Here is a 21,691-nt window from a genome sequence, read left to right as displayed (position 1 = left end):
TTAAACAATATTGGCACGATATTTTCTTAAATACAGATAAGTTATGAAGAAACATTTAATTTTATTGCTTCTAATTGTTGCCGGATCTGCAGAAGCACAAACTCGTGGAGTAAAAATTGGCTATATAGATATGGAATACATTTTAGAAAATGTTCCAGAGTATACCGATGCTAAAAACCAGCTTGAAGAAAAAGCACTTAGATGGAAGCAGGAAATTGAAGTTAAGAAAAATGAAATTTCTAAATTGAAATCATCTCTTAACTCAGAAAAAGTTCTTCTTACTAAGGAATTAGTTGAAGAAAGAGAAGAGGAAATTCGATTTCAAGAAACTACGCTATTAGATTATCAAAATAAGAGGTTTGGACCAAATGGCGATATGATTATTCAGAAATCTGTTTTGGTTAAACCAATTCAAGATCAAGTTTTTACCGCGGTTCAAGATATATCAGAGGCTAAAAAGTATGATTTTATCTTTGATAAATCGTCAGATCTCACGATACTATTTGCTGCAAAGCGCCATGATATTAGCGATCAAATTGTTCGCTCGATTACCAGAGCATCAAAGAGAAGTCAGTTAACTAAGAAGCAGTTAAAAGAAGAAGAGGCAAAAGAAGCTAAGGAAGATATGGTTGATGACAATCCTGCCCTTGCCGAAAGACAAAAAATCTTGGATGAAAGAAAAACTGCTAGAGAAAAGTTGATTCAAGATCGAAAAGAAGCTGCTGCAGAAAAGAAAAGATTGTACGACGAAAAACGTGCTAGACTGTTGGAAGAGCGCGAAGCAAAAAAGAATGGCACATATATTGAAGGAGACAAACCGGAAACCTCTAACACTGCAAGTGATGAGGGAAAAACAAAGGCTCCAAAAGACAACTCTGTCATTCCAGCAGAAGAGCAAGTGGATAACAAAGAAGAAGTCGCAGATCCAAGAGCTGCTGCAGCTATAGAAAGAGCCCGAATTCTTGAGGAAAGAAAACAAGCTTTAGAAGATCGTAAAGCAAAAATATTGAAAGACCGAGAAGAGGCCAAGAGATTGAGAGACGAAAAACTGAAAAATAAATAAACAATAATTTACTAATACTTTTTAAACATGATGAAACAAATTAAATCTTTACTAATAGCGGCCGTTTTTATCCTAGGCGCAAGTCAATCAGTATCAGCACAAGCAAAAACTGCTCACGTTGACGTTAGTGAAATTATGACTAAGATGCCTGCAATGCTAGATGCAAAAAAACAACTAGACAAATTAGGTGAAACTTACGACGCAGAGTACAAAGTAATGTTGGAGGAGTATCAAGCTAAGATCAAAAAATACGATCAAGAAGCAACAACTCAAACTGATAAAGTGAATGAGGAACGCGCAAGAGAAGTGCAAGATATGCAAAAGCGAATTGTTGATTACCGTGACAATGCTCAAAAAGAACTTCAGACAAAAGAACAAGATATTACAAAACCAATTATCGATAAAGTGAGAGCTTCTATTCAAAAAGTTGGAAAAGCTAAAGGATATCAATATGTTCTTAATGGTTCTGAACTACTTCTTGCAGATGGTCCAAACATCACTGCAGACGTAAAAAAAGATTTAGGATTCTAGTAGAATGCCCATTCAATAATACTTAAACTGTTCAATTATATTGGACAGTTTTTTTTTACATTTGTTTCTATGATTAAAAATCAACCAATCGGCCTTTTCGATTCGGGTGTCGGCGGACTTTCTATTTGGAAGGATCTCGTTCGATTACTTCCGATGGAAGATACTATTTACCTTGCCGACAGCAAAAATGCTCCATACGGTCAGAAAAGAAAACACGAAATTATTGAGCTTAGCTTTAAAAATACCGAACTTCTTATACAGATGGGTTGCAAAATAATAGTTGTGGCTTGTAACACCGCTACAACTAACGCTATCAAAGAATTACGCATCAGATACGATATACCTTTCATTGGTATTGAACCCGCATTAAAGCCCGCAGTAAATAATTCGACAACGAAAGTCATCGGTATTCTTGCAACGCAAGGAACCTTGAGTAGTGAGTTATTTGCCAACAGGGTTGCCGAATATAAAAACACAAAAATAATTGAACAAGTAGGTCACGGATTGGTCAGTCTCATAGAAAGAGGTGATTTAGAATCCGCAGAAATGACAACATTACTTGAGGTATATCTTCAGCCGATGATTGCTCACAATATTGATTATCTCGTTTTAGGATGTACCCACTACCCTTTTCTTATCAATCAGATTAAGAAAATTGTTCCCGCAACAGTCACAATCATTGATTCTGGTGCTGCTGTTGCGAGACAAACTCAAAAATTATTAACGCAACTAGATGGCCTCAAAAGCGAACTAGGCGGTAAAGCTACATTCTTTACAAATTCAGATAGTACCGTAATGAGACAACTTCTCGGAGACAATAGCAATATTCATTTTAAAGACTTTTAAGCTACTATTTCTGCCAGCTAGAATACATTAGATAGTTATTAGCAATGCGCTCAATTTCGCCCGCAAATGCCGACTTATCGATATCCTTTACCTTCACTGCTGGTACTCCTGCATATATACTTCCTGCTTCAACGATTGTATTTTGGGTAACTACCGCCCCAGCAGCAATTATTGAGTTTGATTCAATCACACAATTATCCATTACAATTGCGCCCATTCCTATCAAAACGTTGTCGTGAACAACGCAACCATGAACAATTGCATTGTGACCGATAGAAACATTATTACCTATCACTGTGGCGTGTTTTTGATAGGTACAGTGAATAACTGCTCCGTCCTGTATATTTACCTTATTACCTATAGTTATTGAATTAACGTCGCCCCTAACTACTGCATTGTACCACACGCTGCACTCCTTTCCAAAACTGACATCTCCAATAATTGTCGCATTCTCCGCGATAAAACAGTCCTCCGGTATATTTGGACTTTTCCCTTTAATTGATTTGATTACCATATGATATAAAATAAGAAATCCCGAGCAATTAAGTTCGGGACTTTGTTATAAAAAATAAAAAACTTAATTAATAGCTGGACAATGACAGTCGTATTTGTCTTGCTGGCAGAATAAATCAATACCAATAGTAATTTGATGAAATCCACCATTATCAAACTTCACATTTCCAAGAAGTGCTGAATAGGTGTAAGCAAACATGAAGTTTTTGTAGTTAACACCAATAATTGGCGTTATATACTGAAGCTTCTGATCTGATATACCATTACCATCTACAAACTGAGCACCATCTAAACTTCTTCTGTAAGATACTCCACCCCACAGTTTTCCAAAATTTAGTTCTTTGTAAACTTTCATGTTTAAATCAATAGATTTCTCTTCGGTCTCACTTACTGCTTGAAAAAGCACGGATGGCTCAAAAGTTAATGTTTCTGAAGTACCAAATACATACCCTGCACTAACTAGGAATTTTCTCAGATTATCACTTTCGATATCGCTGTATAGTTCTCTCTTATTAGCAAGAACATTCTTTACAGTTACATGTGCATAAAAGTCAAGGTAATTATAAGATGCACCTACATCTACATTGAAATAAGAATCTTTTTGAACTATAGTTCCATCGACATTAGGATCGTACTGACCTGACGCTAGAAATTCTGTTTCATCTAGTTGACTTTGTACAAGACCTGCGCTCATACCAAAAGACAGTTGATTCAAATCGACCATATCGCGCGAAAACATAATATGATGTGCGTAAGTAATCTTGGCACCTTTCTGTGAATGGTAACCGTTTCTGTCATTAAATAAGATAACCCCTACACCCGAACGCTCTCCTAATCTTCCATTAAAACTTAGTGTCTGCAATGCTGGAGCATCATCTGTACCAAACCATTGCTGTCTTGCGGTTCCTCTAATTTTTGCACAATTTGCTGCGCCTGCCATCGAAGGATGGATTAAATAATAATTATCTGTTAGATAATCTGAATAGACAGCTATGCCTTCCTGAGAAAATGACAACTGTGACAATAATAATAGTAATACTAGATACCTCTTTTTAAAATTCATGGGGCTTATCGTTTTAATGAGAAATGGGCTTTAAATTCCTTGTTTGTTCCGTTTTCTAAGTAGAATACTGTAAACCAGTAATCTGATGATGGAAGTTCTTTTCCGTTGAAAGTTCCGTTCCATCCTTCGCCACTTGGACTGATTTGTTTGATTAGTTTTCCGTAGCGATCAAATATATAAATTTTTGCGCTTAGATCACTAGCTAAGGTTGGAATATTCCAAGTGTCGTTAAATCCATCTCCATTTGGTGTAAAGAAGTGTGGATAATTAATGGCAAATACTTCCAACACTAAGTCATCTTCACATGAATTTAGATCACGAACCACTACTGTGTGTAGTCCCGGCGTGATGTTTAGGAAGATGCCGTCATTGTCTAAGAATGGACCATTGTCTAATGAATATACATAGTCTCCAAATCCTTCTACCGTAACGGTTAAGGTCTGATTGTCAGTGAACGCATTGCTTACTGTAAAGCCTTCTCCAACTGCAACAGCTGGACCTGATTTAATTACTGTAAAACTTGCTGCCGCTGATGGACATCCTAATGCACTTACACTTGTTGCTACTACTGAGTAAACTCCTGGTGTAACAGTTGTGATGCTATAAGTAGCGTCTACTGCTCCTGCAATGACAACGCCATCAAGTGACCATTCAAATGTATAAAGTGCTGGATCAAGGTTGCTATCCAAAGTCATCCCGCTGTTTAATACTCCGGTTACAAAGTCAACACATAATGCTGGATTGTCTGAAGTAATTACTGGATTTGGAAGCGCTTCGATTGTAATAGCTACCTCTACCGGAAGTGATCTACATCCTGTAGTTGTATTATTTACTGCTGCAAATAAGATTCCTGTACTTGCTGAATAAGCTGTTGCTGGATCAATTGCATTGGTTCCGTCTTGAGCATCTTCTAGAGTTGGGTAGTACGAAACTGTGAATTCTGGCGCTACTTGAGCTCCTAATATTTCGGTGCTAAACAATGTTTCTAAATCGATAATCAAAATTCCATCTGCATCTGTATCACAAGTTGCATAAGCTGTTGGTGTAGTTGATACGGCACCTTCGGCAACTACTAATGTTACTACTGCATAAGATTTACAACTCGTAGCTCCATGAGTAACGGCTACCACTATATCCTGAGGATTGGTAATATTAGTATAAAGGTTTGGCAACTCATTGATTCCTGCTTCGGCATCTGCTTGGTTTAAGTAGTATGCAAATGTGAAATCTGCAAGGTCTTGACCTTCTTCAAGTACTTCGTCGTTGTGAGCGTTTAATGTAAACTCTGCCGTTCCGGTTGCTCCGATATCACAGTATTTGTATTCGGTAGGATCGTTTAACACTGGAAGTCCATTCACAACAATATTCTGCTGAATAATTACATAACAGTTGTCTCCCAAATAATTAACCGATGCGTTCATTACTTTGATCCAGATTGTTGTTGCTGGACCTACATAATTTGTCGGATCGGCAATAGCATTTACGCCATCAATAGCATCTTGCTCGGATAAATAATATTCGAATATCAGGTTTGGATCTTCGTCTGCGATATACTCTTCATTTTGAGTTAAATCAAAGACTCCTTCTTCGCTACCTAATGTATCTTCACAACCTTCGATATCCAATCCAGCTAAATCTGTACGTGGAGTTGGCAATGGCAATACGCGAATATCCATAGTAGTATAGCTCACACATCCGTCTGCAGAGGTTACCATCACGCCAAGTGTTTGTGCATTGGCAATATTGGTGTATGCGGTTGGATCTGTAATAGCATTTGTACCAGCTTGTGCATCTGCCCAACTTGGGAAGTATACAATGCTGTATCCTACAGCTGTTCCTACGATTTCTTCATTTTTTATCGTTAGGTCAAAAACCGTCTGTGGCAAAGTGGTCGTTGGGCCGTCATCACAAAGTGATAATGGCGTTGGACGTGTAAGCAAGATTGGTAAGTTGACACTAATTTCAAAACTCTTCACTGCAAAACAATCACTATTATCATCATCTATTCGAACCCAAATTGTTTGTGGATTTGCATTATTTGTATAAAATGTGTCTTGAATAATTGGTGCTACTCCAGCATTGGCTGCAGCCTCAGATGTATAATAAGTTACAGTATAAGGTCCTGCTCCTGTTTGTGCATCCACGATAATTGGGGTTTGAACAGTCAAGTCAAAAGTGGTAAAACCATTTTGATTGTTGCTATCCTCATCACATTTTACAATTGGATCAAGTGCTGGAATTTTTGGCGCTGCTGTTACATTTAGTTCGATTGCTAGAATGCTGAAACATCCGGTTAGCGTGTTTTCTGCACGTACCCAAATAAAATCTATGAAGGCAGTGGTATTTTCAAACGGACTTGTCTGAGCAGTAGTTCCTGTTATTGCATCTTGCTCGGTAAGGTGGAACGTCACATCGGTGTTTGGTTCTCCTTGTAATAAATCGGCAACAAGCGCATCTAGATCAAATATCGCAAAACCATTTCCATCTTGATCACACTCTACAACAGGTCCTGTTGGTGGGTATAAAACTGGTAGTGGCACTACACGAAGATCCATGCGGCTTGTTACAAAACATCCAGTAGCAAGATTCTTTACAGTAACCCAAATAGTTTGAGCGTTGCTTATGTTGGTGTATAAAAACGGAAGCGCATTGGTTTGTGCCTCGGCATTTGCTTGGTCAAAGTAAAAAGTTACTTCCATTCCGTCTTGACCGTTTAGGATCATCGGAATAGTTGATTGCAAATCAAATTCTTCTGTTTGATCTCCAGGATTGTTTACATCACAAAGGGTGTAAGCAGGAATTGGAGCTGCTACAAGTGGCAGTGCATTGACAACCAAATCCAACGAAATAACGTCAAAACATCCAGTATCATTATTCTCTACTCGTACCCAAATAGTTTGAGTAGTAGAATTATATGAAGTTACATTCACAATTTCGGCCGTTCCTGCAGTCGCATTTGCTTGTGTAGGATAGAAAGAAACGGTGTGAGTTGTAGGGTCTATAGTATTTAAAATTCCGGCGATTGCAGTAGTCAGATCAAAAGCAGCACTACCATCGGCGTTGTCGTCACAAACTTCCAAAGCTGGAATTTCGGTGGCAACCGGGGTATTATTCACAATCAATTGAAGCTCTACAATATTCGAACAACCTGTAAGTGCAAAAGAGACATTGACCCAAATTGTTTGAAGGTACGGAACGTTGTTATCATAAATTGAAGGCAACGCATTTTCGCCAAATTCTGCATCAGTTAGAGTTTCATGGTAGGTGATAGTAACACCTGCAGGCACTGGACCTCCACTAATTTCTTCATTTGCATCGGCTAAATTAAATGTGCTCCAACCATCGCTATTTGGATCACACACTTCAAGAGGTGTTGGCGTATTTGCCGTTGGCCCTTGGGTTACATTAAGCTGTACTTGAGTGGTATTAAAACATCCTGTTGCAGTATTTTCTACTCTAATGAATACAATTGCTGGTCCGCTCACATAAGGAGTTGGCAGCGCATCAACATCAGCGATGGCATCGGCAAGAGTTAAGTGATACGTTATAACGATACCTGTTGCACCATTCACTTGCGGATTGTTTAGATTTAAATTAAAGGAAGCAGTGTTCACTATTCCATTGCTACAACCATTCATTGCTGCTGGCTCATTGGCAATAGGACGTGCATTGACTACTAGATTGAAAGAAGTTACGGCAAAACATCCGCTTACGGTATTTTCTAGTCGCACCCAGATTTGCGCAGACGCACTGTTGTAAGGAGCCGCTGTACTTATTTCGGTACCGGCAACTCCACCTTGCGCTAATGCCTGAGATGTGTAGTAAGTAACTTCAATATTTGCTTGACCGTTGATGATTTCAGCGGTTTTTGTATTTAAATCAAATGCCTCTATCCCATCTTCAGGAATACTTGTCTCACATAATTGGTAGGCTGTAATTGGCGCAATAGCTGGTTTTGGATTTACAACTAATACCAATGTAGTTGTACTAAAACATTCTGGCGACAATGGATCAAAAACTCGCACCGTTAAAGTATAGGTATTTGCGTTGATGATGCCATAGTTGGTAACATTGGCAATCGGTGTAGTAGATGTATCTGTTTCAAAATATTGAACAGTTAGTCCTGCAACTCCACCTGTAATCTCATCATTCTTGATTGTTAAATCGAAAGAAGCCAATCCATCGTAATTGTCATCGCAAACTTCAAGTGGCGTTGGATCTGTGATGGTAGGCACAGGATTTATCGTTACGGTAAAGCTTTCTTCAGCTTCACATCCAACAGGCTCGTTTAAATAAACAAACAATGTTGAAGTATTAGATATTACATCACCTGCAAAAAGTGCCGTACCTCCTCCATTGGTTTGTGTAAAATAATTTCCATGAGTAAGGGCTGGCAATATATACGAATCACAATTTACAACGTCAGCAGGATTATCAACCTCCTCGCAAGGAAGTATTCGAAGAGTAAAGGACATAATGGTATTACAACCAGAAGTCACTAAGCTTTCTACTTTTTGAAAAATCACTTCCCCATCAAATCCGATATAATTTGTAGGATCAGCAATATCTGCAATCCCATTTTCTGCATTAAATTGTGAGTTGAAATAATAAATATCAAAATTAGCTGCATTTTCACCTGCAAAAACATCTGCTTCTACCTCTGTTAAATCAAATAGAGTTGTAGTTTCAAATAAGTCGGGTGGTACATTTTCAGGAGGCAAGATAGCATCTTGCACCTCTATAACTGCTTGTGCCATAACAGGACAATTAACACCATAAGGTAGGGCAACAACTTTATAAGTACCATTTTCAAGTACTGTATAACAAGGATTTGTTGCACCCGGTATCGCAACATCATTAAGATACCATTGATGAGGAATAGCTGGATCCAATCCTGTACATAAATCATATTCGTCTCCATTGCAAAGAGCAGTTCCCGCAGCTACTGTCAAGTCACCACCAAGATCTATTGGTGTTGTTGAGAAACTATTTGCCTTCAAAAATACCGCTGAATCAAAACCGTTATCCGACACATTTCCAATTGCTAATTTAATATGATAAACTGCGCCACACTGTACTTGCGCCTGTGCAGGAATAATTACAGTAAAACCACCGTAATTTATACCTGGCGCACCAACCGGATTTGAAATAAAATACTGAGGGTTAGTTACTGGATTAACATTATTGATAGTCACATAACTTGTTGTGCCAGGAACTAAAGCTATATTTATTGCTTGATTTGAAAACGTACCATTAATTCCTGGACCGCTTAAGAAAAATCCAAAAGCATCATTAAATCCGCTGCTAAGTGGAGGAGCATAAGTAGGATACTCTTTTGAGCCAAATACAAAATCGAAGCTCAGGTTTTCACCTGTGGGAATAAAATCAAATTCTAAAACTGCAGATTTAACCACAGTGCTATTACCTGCAAGAATTTGCAAATCAGGATCTCCAACAATTGCTGTTGTTGACTCTAAGCTGGCAGGAAAAGCAGCGTTAGGACCGGCTGCAAATGAAGCTTGCCCGGTAGACAAAACGACACCCGTTTCTATCCCAAGATTTGCAGCAATTCCGTCATTAAAATGAGCAGCTTGATCTCTTATTAAATTTGCGTTTGCCGCACTACCGTTAAACTTAACATTGCTAACCGTAACTCCAGCACCAAGAAGAACATCTTGAACTAGTTGATTAGGGGTTTGATTTGTAGTTACTACCAGCTGTGCGTGAGCTCCAAAACTCAAGATTAAACACAATAAAAGTAATGCTTTTCTCATTTAAATGATTTGTCAAAATTGTTACTTAAAATTACTACAAATCTTTGTTAATTATTCGTAGAAAGTCCAAATATACCTATTCACGTAAAATATCTTTGTTAAATTTGAAAAAAAATTAATTATCATGACAATCCTCAAAATAGTAGAGACCCAAAATCCTACAATAATTAAATTTGAATTTCCAGATTTTATTGTTACTCAAGGGAATTACGAATACAAAAATATTGACGACGCGAAAAACTCTCCCCTAGCACAACAACTTTTTCACCTTCCGTTTGTAAAAACAATTTACATTTCTGGAAAATTTATAGCGATTGAAAGATATAGTATAGTTGAATGGATTGATGTACAAGAAGCCGTTGCCGAACAAATTCAAGATTATGTAAATAATGGCGGCGAAATTATTGCTGTACAAACACCAACGATTGGTAAAAAAGCAATCACGGTCTACGGCGAAATGACGCCAAATCCGTCAGCGTTAAAATTTGTAGTCAATATCATGTTGACTAAGACATCGGCAGATTTTAAAAGCATAGATGACACTGCTCCGTCTCCCTTGGCAAAGGTGCTTTTCAATTTTCCTTATGTAAAAGAAATTTACATTCACGAAAACTATATTTCTATCACGAAGTATGACATATATGAGTGGAGCGATATCACTCTGGAACTTAGAACTTTTATCAAAGAATTTCTTGAAAATGGCGGCTTAGCAATTGACGAAGCGTTGATCGTTGCAACTCCAGAGCAACAAAAGCAGCAAATTACAAACTTCGATACATTAGATACTACTTCACAAAAGATTATCAATATCCTTGAAGAGTATGTAAAGCCAGCGGTTGCCGCAGATGGTGGAAATATTCTATTTCAATCATACGATCCAGTGGAAAAGAGAGTAAAAGTAGTAATGCAAGGAGCTTGTAATGGATGCCCTTCTTCTACTTTCACACTTAAAAGCGGAATCGAAAACATGCTAAAAGACATGCTCAATGATAACGACATTAAAGTCGAAGCTGTTGCAGGATAAATGAAATTTCAAAAAAAGCGTTCTTAATGGACGCTTTTTTTATTAATCTAAATAGTTTTTGCTATGAATGAATTATCAAACGAAAGTAGTCCATATTTACTCCAACACGCCAATAATCCCGTTCATTGGAAACCTTGGAACGACCTACATTTGGCGCAAGCCAAAAAAGAAAACAAACTAATTGTTGTAAGCATAGGTTATTCAGCTTGCCATTGGTGCCATGTGATGGAGCATGAAAGTTTTGAAGATTCAGAAGTTGCAGAAACGATGAACAAAAATTTCATTAATATAAAAATTGATCGCGAAGAACGGCCAGATATTGATGCCGTGTATATGAAAGCGGTTCAAATTATGACTTCGCGAGGTGGATGGCCACTTAATGTAGTCTGTCTCCCCGACGGAAGGCCAATTTGGGGCGGAACTTATTTTGCAAAAGCAGAATGGACTGAATCGCTCGAGCAATTAAACAAACTATACCACACCAATCCCGAAAAGATTTTCGATTATGCATCGAAATTACATGAGGGAATTGAATCGATAAGTCTTATAAAAACTGCCGAAGATAAAACTGAAATTCCTCAGTCTGTTTTAGCACCATTACTTGCAAAATGGAAACGCAGTTTTGACCTCGATTTTGGTGGTTATGCCAGAGCCCCGAAATTTATGATGCCCAATAACTATGAATTTCTTTTGAGATATGCGCATCAAAATAATGACCAAGAACTGCTAGATTTTGTAAATCTTACGTTGACCAAAATGGCTTACGGCGGATTATTTGACACAATCGAAGGTGGGTTTTCTCGCTATTCGGTCGATTTAAAATGGCACATTCCACATTTTGAAAAGATGCTCTACGACAATGCGCAACTCATCTCTTTATACGCTCAAGCCTACCGAAAAACCAAAAATTCTCTTTATAAAGAAGTAATTGAAAAGACTTTTAAATTTTTAGAAAATAATCTTTTGTCAGAAAATGGTGGTTTTTACTGCGCGCTTGATGCTGATAGTCTCAACAAAAATGGCAAACTGGAAGAAGGTGCATTTTATAGCTGGACCATTGCAGAATTGACTGATTTAATTGGAGATGATTTCAAATTATTTAGCAAGGTTTTCAACATTAATACCTTTGGCCATTGGGAGCACGATACTTATGTTTTAATTCAAACCCATGATTTAGAAAGTTTGGCTTTCGCCGAAGGTATCAGCATTGAAGAACTCCAATCTAAGAAAGAAAAGTGGGAAAAGACTTTACTTCAGACACGAAATAAACGGCCTAGGCCACGATTGGACAACAAAATATTGACTTCTTGGAATGGATTGATGCTAACTGCTTATGTGGACGCCTATCGCTCTTTTGGCGAAAGCCACTATCTTAAACTTGCTGAAAATAACGCGAATTTCATTCTTAAAAATCTATATAACGAAGACAATAGCTTGATGCACACCTTTCAGAATGGAAAAGGTAGTATCAACGGATACCTCGAAGATTATTGTTTTGTAATACAAGGCTTTATCGATTTGTACCAAGTGACTTCTGATGAAAAGTGGTTGCGAAAATCAAAACAACTAGCTGATTTTTGTTTCGAACATTTTTATGACGATAGCGGATTTTTTAGATTTACATCAGATAGAGATTCGAAATTGATTGCGCCACATTATGAAGTTGAAGACAATGTTATTCCCGCAAGTAACTCGGTAATGGCTGAGAATTTGCTGGTCTTGGCCAAATATTTCGCCAACGACCACTACCTAGAAGTAAGCAGAAAGATGACTCTTTCTATAGTAGCGAATATTGATTTTCCGTCGGCATATTCCAATTGGCTTCAGGTATTTTTGAATTATGACAGCAATTTTAAAGAAGTTGTATTAATAGGATGCAATTCTAAAGTAGAAGCTGAAAAACTAAATTTGACTTATATTCCAAATATTTTGATGGCTTTCGCCGAAAGTGATTCGGATATTCCACTTCTGGCAGGAAAATTTCAACCAAATAAAAATCTTTTCTACATTTGCCAAAATAAAACCTGTAGTGCTCCCAAATCTGATTTTAGCAAAATAATATCAAATTTAGCCTAGAATAAATTTAGCGAAAGCTTAAAAAAAATTATAATAAATGATTGAACCAGTAATTGTACAAAACGTTGATACCTATTTTGAAAGATTTATAACTATAATTGTCGATTATAGTCCACGACTTATTTCGGCATTCTTAATTTTATTTGTCGGACTTTATGTAATTCGATTTGTGAATAGATTTGTCCGCAAATTGATGGTCGCACGTCATTACGACATTACACTATCTCAGTTTCTCGCCGATATTTTGCTTTGGGCAATGCGTATTTTACTATTTGTGAGTTTTATATCAAAGCTTGGAGTAGAAAGCACCTCGTTTGTTGCAATATTAGGAGCGATGGGACTTGCTATTGGATTAGCACTTCAAGGGAGTTTATCCAACTTTGCGGGTGGTGTACTTATTATATTATTTAAACCTTTTAGAATTGGAGACTTCATCGAAGCGCAAGGTGTTTCTGGCGAAGTGAAAGAGATTGAAATTTTGTATACCAAACTTCGTACGACCAACAATCAGACGATTTTTGTACCTAATGGCGTGCTTTCAAACGGAACAATCACCAACTATTCTCTGGAAAACACGAGAAGAGCTGACCTGAAAATATCGGTTTCCTATGACACTAATTTACAAGAAGTTAAAGACATAGTTGCTGGGATTTTGCAAAGTAATCCACACGTTTTAGAGGATCCAGCACCCGGAATTGTAATATCCGAAATGACTGAATCTGCCATTATTATGGCAATAAGACCATGGGCAGAACGCGAACATTTTTGGACAATGGTATCTGATGTGTTGCAAGACTGCAAAACACAATTTGATGAAAAAGGAATCGAAATGCAGCCTTACGTGAAGGAACTTAGCAAAAGAGTGGATAAGAAAATAACCGAGTAAACTACACTTTTGGCTTAGCAACGGTTACCAAAAAGTCTTTTAAATAAAAGGGTTCAAAATATGAGACGTCTTCAAATTGTTGCGTTTCATATTTTGCAAAACTTAATAAACCCATTTCTGCAGCGGAAGGATATTGAAACTTAGCTAAAAACTTAAACCGGTCTGCTTTTAGCACTGACAGGCATTTTTCCTGACAATCACCTACAATAGTTATGGTGCCATTAATATCTTCAAAAGAATTTTCGTCCAGAATTTTGGCTGAAGTTTTTTCGATAATATTTAGCTCGTGGTCAAATATGCAGCAATAAACCTCCATGCGTCTTGCATCGAGCATCGGAATAATCAAACCATCTGCTACAGTAACTTTCTGAGCCAGAATCCTTAGTGATTCTATAGAAATTAATGGAATTTCTAATGCGTAACACAGACCTTTGGCTGCCGAAACTCCAATCCGCAATCCTGTATATGAGCCCGGACCACTTCCAATGGCTACTGCGGCTAATTCTTTATATGTGATTTTCGCCTCCTCTAAAGTCTCTTCTATAAAAACGTGTAATTTTTCTGCGTGTGAATACCCTTCGCTAGCAATTTCGCGTAAAGCAATTGTATTTCCATTTTGAGCAATCGAAACAGAACAATTTTTGGTAGATGTTTCAATATTTAATATGTAAGTCATACTATTTTTTACTTTTGACAGCTTCAATCTTGTCTGCAACTTTTACCTTATCTCCAGGATTTAAATCTTTGGTCACTGTGGTATAAGGCCCAACTATTATTTGATCTCCGGCCTTTAGACCTTTGCTAATTTCGATATTTGAATCATCTTGGATTCCAGATTTAACAACTCTTAATTCAGCCTTATCGCCAACTTTCACAAATACGCATTCGTATTTCTTGTCAGATTTAGACTTTACTGCTAGTTCATCATCTTTAGGTTTTTCTGTAGCTAAAGTGTCAGATTTTATTACAATGGCACCAATTGGAACACCTAAAATCTGCTCTTTTCTAGTAGTAATAATATCGACAGTCGCGGTCATTCCAGGTCTAAATGGCGAATAACTATCTGGCTTGCCTACGGTTAAATCTTGATATGATTCTTTAAGAATTCTAACTTTAACTTTAAAATTTGTTACTTGATCTGCAGTTAAAGTTGCATTTGCCGAATTTGAAATACTTGTGACAACCCCTTTAAATTTCTTTTTTAGATAAGCGTCAACTTCCACATTTGTAGAATCGCCGATGCTGATTTTTACAATATCGTTTTCGTTAACATCTACTTCAACTTCCATATTATTGAGATTGGCAACCCGCAAAATTTCAGTTCCTGTCATTTGCTGCGTTCCTAAAACACGCTCACCAAGTTCAACCGCCAACATAGAGATTGTTCCGTCTGCCGGCGAGTAGATTGTGGTTCGACCAAGATTGTCTTTCGCCTCGCTTACTGTTGCCGAAGCCGATTGTACATTGTAATATGCAGACTGCTTTGAAGCCTTCGCTACATCATAAGCAGATGCAATTTTTTCCCACTCCGAGCGCGAGATAATTCCTTTGTCAAAAAGTTTCTTGTTGCGATCGTAATTTGATTTTGCTTCTTTAAGCTGTGCATCAGCCTGCGTAAGACCCGCTTTTGTACCACTTAATCCTGCAACTGTTCTATTAAGACTAGAAGTATATAAATCTGGATTAATCTTTACGAGAAGATCTCCTTTTTTCACGGTCTGACCTTCTTTTACAGGTAATGCAATAATTTCGCCGGACACTTCTGAAGAGATTTTTACCTCAATTTCTGGCTGAATTTTCCCTGTTGCAGATACGGTTTCAATAATTGTAATCGGCTCAACCTTGGCAACCTCTACCTCAATTCCTTCATCTTTATTTCCGATAACACCCGTCTTTTTTAAGACTAATGCCACGATAATCAGAACTACAAGTACACCAATAATATAATAAATTGATTTTTTCGACATAGAGTTAAATTTTGGTAATCGGAATTCCGAAGTAAAGTTCTACAAGTTTAATTTTAAAAATATAATCGTATTTGGTGCGAAGTAAGTCTGATTGCGAATTTACATATAGCGTTTGTGCTTGATTGTAATCTAATGCATTCATTAATCCTACTTCGTATTTTTCTTTGGCAAATTCAAAAGCTCCTGCCCTTGCAGCCAAAGCAATCTTCGCAGCTTCAAACGCGTTTCGAGCACCATCGGCATCAGTATAAGCGGTGTATACATTGCGCTCAAGATTTAGTTCTTCTTGAGAAAGTGCAATTTTTGACCGCTCTAAACCTACTTTCGCCCGGGCGACATTATTTCTAGCCGTAAAGCCATTCAAAATCGGAATATCTAATTGCAATCCAAAAGAATGACCTTTATTTTGGTCAAATTGATCTAAAAGTCCCAACGGGCTTTCGTAGATTGGAGCACCATTATTGTCAATGCCAACAATTCTGTCAGCATAAGCTGCTCTAGTATTTAATGCGTAGAAAGCTTGCAACGCCGGTTGCAATCCACCTTTGGCAATCTGAACATCTTTTTGCGCAATTTCCTGATTTGTCTTCGCAATTTTTACTTCCATCCTAACTTCTTTGGCTTTTGTAATAATGGCCTCGGGAGTTTGCAACATAATTTCACTTTCGGTTGCTTCGTAATCTCTATCAGCAATATCAAAATTTTTAAAATCATCTAATTGTAGCAACTGTGCAAGGCTTAATCTCGAAATTAGCAATGCATTTTCAGCCGCAACTACATTTTGTTCAGTGCCCGCAACTGTAGCTTCCATATCAAGCAAATCGGCTCTAGCAACAGATCCGGCTTCAACAAGCGCATTTGTTCTTTCAAGCTGCAATCCATTTAGCGAAAGCTGTTCCTTTTGAACTTTCAAATTTTCTTTATTGAAAAGAATTTGCAAAAACGCGTTTGCCACATTGAGTGATACGTCATCTTGGATTTTTGACAATTGATATTGAGCTGCAAGAATTGAAAGATTGCTGCGTCGAAGTTCGTTCTGGTTTTGTAGTCCTTTATAAAGATTTAAACCAATGTTTACTCCTGCAGCGGTAAATTGTGTTGTTTGATTTTCGAGCAGTCCCGTGGTAATATTTTGGTTAAGACCAACATTCCAAGAGTGAGATGCATTTGCTCCGATTCGTGGCAAAAAACTTCCAAAGGCACCACGTTTATTAATCATCGCAAGATCTGTATCTAAGGCAGTTTGCTTGATCGAAATATTGTTTTGCAATGCATACCGAACACATTCGTCCAAGGTCCATTTCTTTTCCTGCGCCTGCAAGGATGATTGTGCAAATATGAGTATCAAAAAATATAAGGACCAAGTTATTTTCATAGAATTTCGCTGCAATTGATTTTGATTTTCCAAATTTAAAGATAATTCGTTACTATACGCTTAATAAGCGATAAAATTGTTTCAAAATAGCAACCTCAGTTAAAATTGGGAACCCTTGGTTAAATATATATGCTTCATTCGAACTTATTTCTGATTTATAAATGCGAACTAAGTACTTTTGTATCTTAAATATCAAATAGATGCGCAGTACACTTTATATATTATGTGTTTTTGTTTTTTCGCTTTCGCTAAATTCATGCGGAACGACGGGGACTGCAATTAATGCACTTCGCCCTACCCAAGAAACTGCGCCTTCTGTTTATGAAAGCACCACTTCCTTTATTAATCTACCTATTAAAATCAGAGTTCAAGATATCGAAAACCAGATTAATCAATCTTTAAACGGGCTAATTTACGAAGATTCTAATATTGAAGATGACGATATCTCGATGAAAGTTTGGAAACAGATGCCAATAAAGCTCAAAAGTCTTAATGGCAAAATTCAGATTCTTCTGCCGCTTAAAGCCGAAGTTCAATATCGAATTGGCACCGAAGCATTGGGAATAAAAATGTACGATGTGCGAAAGTATACATTTAATGGAACAGTGACATTACTAAGTGAAATTGCTCTGACCAATTGGCAAATGCGTACGAAGACCGAGTTTCAGTCTTTGGATTTTAATGAAAGTCCGACGGTATTGATAGCTGGAAAAAATATTCCGATTACGTATATTATTAAACCTGCAATAAGTCTATTCCGAAATGATATCGTAAAGAGTTTGGACGAAAGTATTACCAAGTCAATGGATTTTAAAGCGAATGTTTTGGATGCATTAGAAAAAGTGGCAACTCCATTTGAAATGGATGCTGTTTACGAAAGTTGGCTTCGAATTGTACCTATCGAACTTTACACCACCGAAGCCGTTTTGCAAAAAGATTTGGTAAATCTTGAGATGGGACTCAAATGTAACATTCAGACTTATATCGGCAAAAAACCAGCAACTGTTTTTGACAAAAATGCCATTGTTCTGAAACCGGTCAAGAAAATGCCAAATTCTACAACCGCAAATATAGCTGCAGTTTCTACTTACAAAGATGCTTCAAGAGTTTTGACTAAGAATTTCGCGGGTCAGGAATTTGGAAGCGGCGGAAAAAAAGTGATCGTAAAAAACGTTGAAATTTGGCACAAAGACAAAAAGCTGATCATTGCACTTACGATGGACGGAAGCATAAAAGGACAGATTTATCTTTCGGGTTATCCACAATTTAATGCTCAGACCAACGAGATATTTTTTGACCAACTAGATTATGTTTTGGATACCAAAAGTCAGTTGGCACGAACTGCAAATTGGTTGGCTTCAGGCTATATTTTGGAGAAAATTCGAGAAAACTGTCGCTACTCTATTGCGGCAAATCTTGAAGATGCAAAAACCACGATGAAGGGATTTATGAGTGGCTACAAACCAATGCCCGGAGTTGTGGTAAATGGAGATCTCAGAAGTTTCGAATTTGAAAAATTACAGCTTACTAATTCAGCAATTATTGCATTCCTAAAAGTTCAGGGAAGACTTGATATTAGTATTGATGGACTGGAGTAAGATGTTGTGAGCTTCTCTTGAATTACGAATATTTAGACAATTAAAGAAAATTGATCAATAATCTAATTAAGACTTATGTCGTTTGCGGTCACGGATTGCAGACGAGGCTCTGCCGAACAGACGAAGTAAATCCAAGGTAATGGAGTCAAATATTAATTAATATACTTATACTTCGTATGAGGTCAATAGAAATAATCGACTGCTCTTATAATCCCAAATAAACAATTTAACTCTGTCAAGATCATCCTTCAGAAAAGTAAAATAATTTCCTCCTTGTTGTAAAATCTTAAATAATTCACTTTTCGTATAACAATGGGTGTTATTATCTTGCATTTCAGACTCTATAAAAGAATAAACGTCGTGTTCAATTTCGAAAACTGGTGTGCTTTCCCATATAGGACTTGCGTATCTGGAATATAATATATCTTGCCTGAATTTATTTCTATTTTTAATATTTTCAACTGCAAGGTTTGCATCAATTTCCTGAATTGAATAAACTTCATGACTTCTTCCTTCACTAAAAAAAGAGGGGTTATCTGAACACTCCCGACTTAAACTAATCTTTTCTGAATTAAATAGAAATTTAAAAAAGTCATTTGATAAACGATTGCAAGATGAAATCAAAAGAAAAATCGGTAAAATAAGAAGAAGTCTTTTTTTCATTTCTCTATTAGCGAATGAACGTATGAATTTATTGTGCTGTATATGGATCGACATTAAAAATCCACGCTATATCAATTAGAATTTTCCTTGAAAATTTCTGATGAACTATTCACATCTAACAAGAAGCTTACTCGGTCTTTTTACCAATATTTTTTCGGCTATTATATACAAAAATTCCGATTGCGGCAACAAGTACATACGGGATGATCATCAGATAAACGATTCCGTCGTTTACCGCTTCAGCTTGAGCGTCATTTCCGCCACTCTCAAGAGCAGCACGACACATCGCACATTGAGCCTGTACAGAAGAGTTCATCACAAATATAAAGAAAACAACCAAGAGCATTTTTACTTTTGACATGTCAAATATCTTAAAATATTAATTTTGGTAATATGGAGAAATCATCAAGTACACTACAACTCCTGTTACGGCAACATAAAGCCAAATAGGAAAAGTGATTCTCGCAATTTTTCTATGCTTATCAAATCTTTTTGAAAGTGCTCTTACAAATGAAATAAGCACTAACGGAATTACCGCGATAGAGAGAACGATGTGGGTGATCAGGATAAAGAAGTAAACATACTTTAAAGTCCCTTCTCCTCCGTATTTAGTTTCGATTGAAGTCATGTGGTAAGCAACATACATCAGTAGAAACAAAACCGAGCACCCTATCGCCGTTTTCATCAAATTTTCGTGCAACTTTAGCTTTCCATTTTTTACCGCCCAGAAAGCTGCTATTAGCAATATAGCGGTGAACCCATTTATAGTAGCATATATTGGAGGAAGAAATGATAAGGGCTCCACATCATAACCTAATTTTTGTAGGTTGACAGAAAACAGCAAAGCTACAACCAACGGAATTACAATTGACAGAACGATAATCCATCTATTGTACAACTTCTCATTAATTGGGGAATCTTGATTATTCATTTAGCAACAATTTAATATCTTTTTTAATATCATTTATACCCTGGGCATCAAGACCATCGTAATATAAGATTGGATTTCCTTGATTGTCTCTACGACAGCGAATGTTTCCTTTTTTATCAATTAAGGCAAACATTCCAGAATGTTCAAAATTAGTTTTATCAGCCTTATCTTCTCCTGCATATAGATTAAAACCCTTATTTGCTAGATCGTAGATATAGTCTTTATCTCCCGTTAGCATGTGCCAATGGCTAGATGTTATTCCCAAAAAATCAGCATGTTCTTTGAGTACTTCTGGAGTATCATTTTTTGGGTCGATTGTAATAGAAGCAACACCAAAATTAGGGTTGCCAAAGAACGTCTTTTCGATGTCAAGCATATTCTCATTCATTTTGATGCAAATCGTAGGACACTTAGTGAAGAAAAACTCCAAAACGTAGACTTTATTCAGATAATCAGTATTACTGATAGTTTTGTTATTTTGATCGGTAAGAATGAATTTTGGCACAGGTCCTATAACTACAAGTTTTTCGTCCAATTTGTCTGACGCATCCACTTTATTAAGTCTATCTCCCTTAACTACGGTTCCAGTTTTGATTCTTTCGACAATATTAGGCACAGCCCAAATTCCGAAAAGTAAAATGATAAAAGAAATTCCTATATAGGATTTATTTTTCATGGTATTGTATTTAAATTTTTCTGTTCTTTTTTAATGCTGCGCGATATTCATATAATATAATTTTGAAATCGTCGAGCATCTCATTACTTAACTCTGAAACCGAAGAAGTATTATAGCCTTCTTTGTATTCATCTGGATCTTCATGTTTACGACCTCGAAGATTTCTCTCTTTGTCTAGAATAAATACTTCGGGAGTTCCTGCAAATTGATCTAAGGGTTTTTTCATTTTTAAACCTTGGTGAAACTGAATAATTTCTTCCTTAGGTGCAAATACAAAATTCCACTGAGTAGGATCAACGATAGTTGCAAATTTGTCTACAATATGTTTGGCTTCTTTTTCGGTGCCAATTGGACAAAGTATTACAAACTGAAGGTCCTCAAAAGCGTGATACCGTTCGTAGATTTTTAAATTAAGATTAAAAAGATTTTCGCGATTTGCCAGAAGTTGCTCACCCCCAAATCCTAGAATCGTAATCTTATTAGTAAGTGAAATTGTGTCATTTCTGAGAGTTGGCCAAGCTTTCATATCCTGCACTTTTGGAGTAAGCGTTGGGAGCGTAGAAAACCCATTAATGCCTGAGGAAAAGAATAAATAACAAACTATAGGCAGAACAAATAGAATTGTAAGAACAGCTGTTTTTTTCATTTTTGAAAATTCAAATATATAAAGTACAAAAATAAAAAAAGACGGTCAGAAACCGTCTT

18 protein-coding genes are annotated in these 21,691 nt (G+C 36.9%); 7 read left to right on the top strand and 11 right to left on the bottom strand.

All coding sequences use genetic code 11. The features are described 5' to 3' along the window. Positions 1-43: 43 nt before the first annotated feature. From SBO79_RS05145 to murI, 3 genes are all read left to right on the top strand, one after another. Positions 44-1,063 carry an OmpH/Skp family outer membrane protein gene (locus SBO79_RS05145; RefSeq protein ID WP_318642592.1) on the top strand — a complete coding sequence of 340 codons (1,020 nt, stop codon included), beginning with the start codon at positions 44-46 and terminating at the stop codon, positions 1,061-1,063. 27 nt (positions 1,064-1,090) lie between these two features. Beyond that, entirely contained in the window at positions 1,091-1,594 is a 504-nt protein-coding gene (locus SBO79_RS05140) for an OmpH/Skp family outer membrane protein (protein WP_406600252.1), read from the top strand. A 69-nt stretch (positions 1,595-1,663) separates the two neighbouring features. Further along, a complete protein-coding gene (gene murI / locus SBO79_RS05135; protein WP_318642590.1) occupies positions 1,664-2,440 on the top strand; it encodes a glutamate racemase in 777 nt (258 codons plus the stop codon). A gap of 4 nt (positions 2,441-2,444) precedes the next feature. Here murI and SBO79_RS05130 read toward each other — a convergent pair whose 3' ends face one another. From SBO79_RS05130 to SBO79_RS05120, 3 genes are all read right to left on the bottom strand, one after another. After that, the gene (locus SBO79_RS05130; protein ID WP_318642588.1) at positions 2,445-2,954 is read right to left on the bottom strand and encodes a gamma carbonic anhydrase family protein; all 510 of its coding nucleotides are present in this window, start codon (positions 2,952-2,954) and stop codon (positions 2,445-2,447) included. Positions 2,955-3,017: 63 nt separating this feature from the next. After that, complete coding sequence (locus SBO79_RS05125; protein ID WP_318642586.1) at positions 3,018-4,016, bottom strand: PorP/SprF family type IX secretion system membrane protein; 999 nt, start codon at positions 4,014-4,016, stop codon at positions 3,018-3,020. A gap of 5 nt (positions 4,017-4,021) precedes the next feature. Beyond that, positions 4,022-9,790 carry an FIDD domain-containing protein gene (locus SBO79_RS05120; RefSeq protein ID WP_318642585.1) on the bottom strand — a complete coding sequence of 1,923 codons (5,769 nt, stop codon included), beginning with the start codon at positions 9,788-9,790 and terminating at the stop codon, positions 4,022-4,024. Between the two features lie 124 nt (positions 9,791-9,914). Here SBO79_RS05120 and SBO79_RS05115 point away from each other — a divergent pair, with 124 nt between their 5' ends. The 3 genes from SBO79_RS05115 (at position 9,915) to SBO79_RS05105 (ending at position 13,776) form a co-directional block, all read left to right on the top strand. Continuing rightward, positions 9,915-10,814 carry a NifU family protein gene (locus tag SBO79_RS05115; protein WP_318642583.1) on the top strand — a complete coding sequence of 300 codons (900 nt, stop codon included), beginning with the start codon at positions 9,915-9,917 and terminating at the stop codon, positions 10,812-10,814. 63 nt (positions 10,815-10,877) lie between these two features. Then, complete coding sequence (locus SBO79_RS05110) at positions 10,878-12,890, top strand: thioredoxin domain-containing protein (RefSeq protein ID WP_318642580.1); 2,013 nt, start codon at positions 10,878-10,880, stop codon at positions 12,888-12,890. Between the two features lie 37 nt (positions 12,891-12,927). Further along, positions 12,928-13,776, top strand: coding sequence for a mechanosensitive ion channel family protein (locus SBO79_RS05105; RefSeq protein WP_318642578.1), 849 nt, complete (start codon positions 12,928-12,930; stop codon positions 13,774-13,776). 1 nt (position 13,777) lies between these two features. On the opposite strand, the gene tsaB is transcribed toward SBO79_RS05105, so the two are convergent. From tsaB to SBO79_RS05090, 3 genes are read right to left on the bottom strand one after another with little or no spacing between them, the layout of a single operon-like run. Continuing rightward, positions 13,778-14,452, bottom strand: a complete 675-nt coding sequence (gene tsaB, locus SBO79_RS05100; RefSeq protein WP_318642576.1) for a tRNA (adenosine(37)-N6)-threonylcarbamoyltransferase complex dimerization subunit type 1 TsaB — start codon at positions 14,450-14,452, stop codon at positions 13,778-13,780. Position 14,453: 1 nt separating this feature from the next. Next, positions 14,454-15,743, bottom strand: coding sequence for an efflux RND transporter periplasmic adaptor subunit (locus SBO79_RS05095; protein WP_318642574.1), 1,290 nt, complete (start codon positions 15,741-15,743; stop codon positions 14,454-14,456). A gap of 4 nt (positions 15,744-15,747) precedes the next feature. Next, positions 15,748-17,091: a TolC family protein gene (locus SBO79_RS05090; protein ID WP_318642572.1), complete on the bottom strand. Its 1,344-nt coding sequence runs from the start codon at positions 17,089-17,091 to the stop codon at positions 15,748-15,750. Positions 17,092-17,318: 227 nt separating this feature from the next. Between SBO79_RS05090 and SBO79_RS05085 the strand changes: the two genes are divergently transcribed. Beyond that, positions 17,319-18,716, top strand: a complete 1,398-nt coding sequence (locus SBO79_RS05085) for a DUF4403 family protein (RefSeq protein WP_318642570.1) — start codon at positions 17,319-17,321, stop codon at positions 18,714-18,716. A gap of 165 nt (positions 18,717-18,881) precedes the next feature. On the opposite strand, the gene SBO79_RS05080 is transcribed toward SBO79_RS05085, so the two are convergent. The 5 genes from SBO79_RS05080 to SBO79_RS05060 all read right to left on the bottom strand — a co-directional run bounded on the left by SBO79_RS05080 (position 18,882) and on the right by SBO79_RS05060 (position 21,632). Then, positions 18,882-19,379, bottom strand: a complete 498-nt coding sequence (locus SBO79_RS05080; protein ID WP_318642568.1) for a hypothetical protein — start codon at positions 19,377-19,379, stop codon at positions 18,882-18,884. A 127-nt stretch (positions 19,380-19,506) separates the two neighbouring features. Beyond that, positions 19,507-19,740 carry a CAMCR motif-containing small membrane protein gene (locus SBO79_RS05075; RefSeq protein WP_318642566.1) on the bottom strand — a complete coding sequence of 78 codons (234 nt, stop codon included), beginning with the start codon at positions 19,738-19,740 and terminating at the stop codon, positions 19,507-19,509. A gap of 18 nt (positions 19,741-19,758) precedes the next feature. Next, positions 19,759-20,310: a DUF420 domain-containing protein gene (locus tag SBO79_RS05070; RefSeq protein ID WP_318642564.1), complete on the bottom strand. Its 552-nt coding sequence runs from the start codon at positions 20,308-20,310 to the stop codon at positions 19,759-19,761. Beyond that, positions 20,303-20,986: an SCO family protein gene (locus SBO79_RS05065; RefSeq protein WP_318642562.1), complete on the bottom strand. Its 684-nt coding sequence runs from the start codon at positions 20,984-20,986 to the stop codon at positions 20,303-20,305. Before SBO79_RS05065 ends, SBO79_RS05070 begins: the two co-directional genes overlap by 8 nt. A 10-nt stretch (positions 20,987-20,996) precedes the next feature. Beyond that, positions 20,997-21,632 carry a hypothetical protein gene (locus SBO79_RS05060; RefSeq protein WP_318642560.1) on the bottom strand — a complete coding sequence of 212 codons (636 nt, stop codon included), beginning with the start codon at positions 21,630-21,632 and terminating at the stop codon, positions 20,997-20,999. Between the last annotated feature and the right edge of the window lie 59 nt (positions 21,633-21,691).

This window comes from Flavobacterium ardleyense (genome assembly GCF_033547075.1).
Classification (GTDB): Bacteria; Bacteroidota; Bacteroidia; order Flavobacteriales; family Flavobacteriaceae; genus Flavobacterium; species Flavobacterium ardleyense_A.
The sequence above is the reverse complement of the archived record's forward strand: the minus strand, read 5'-3'. Positions and strand labels throughout refer to the sequence as shown.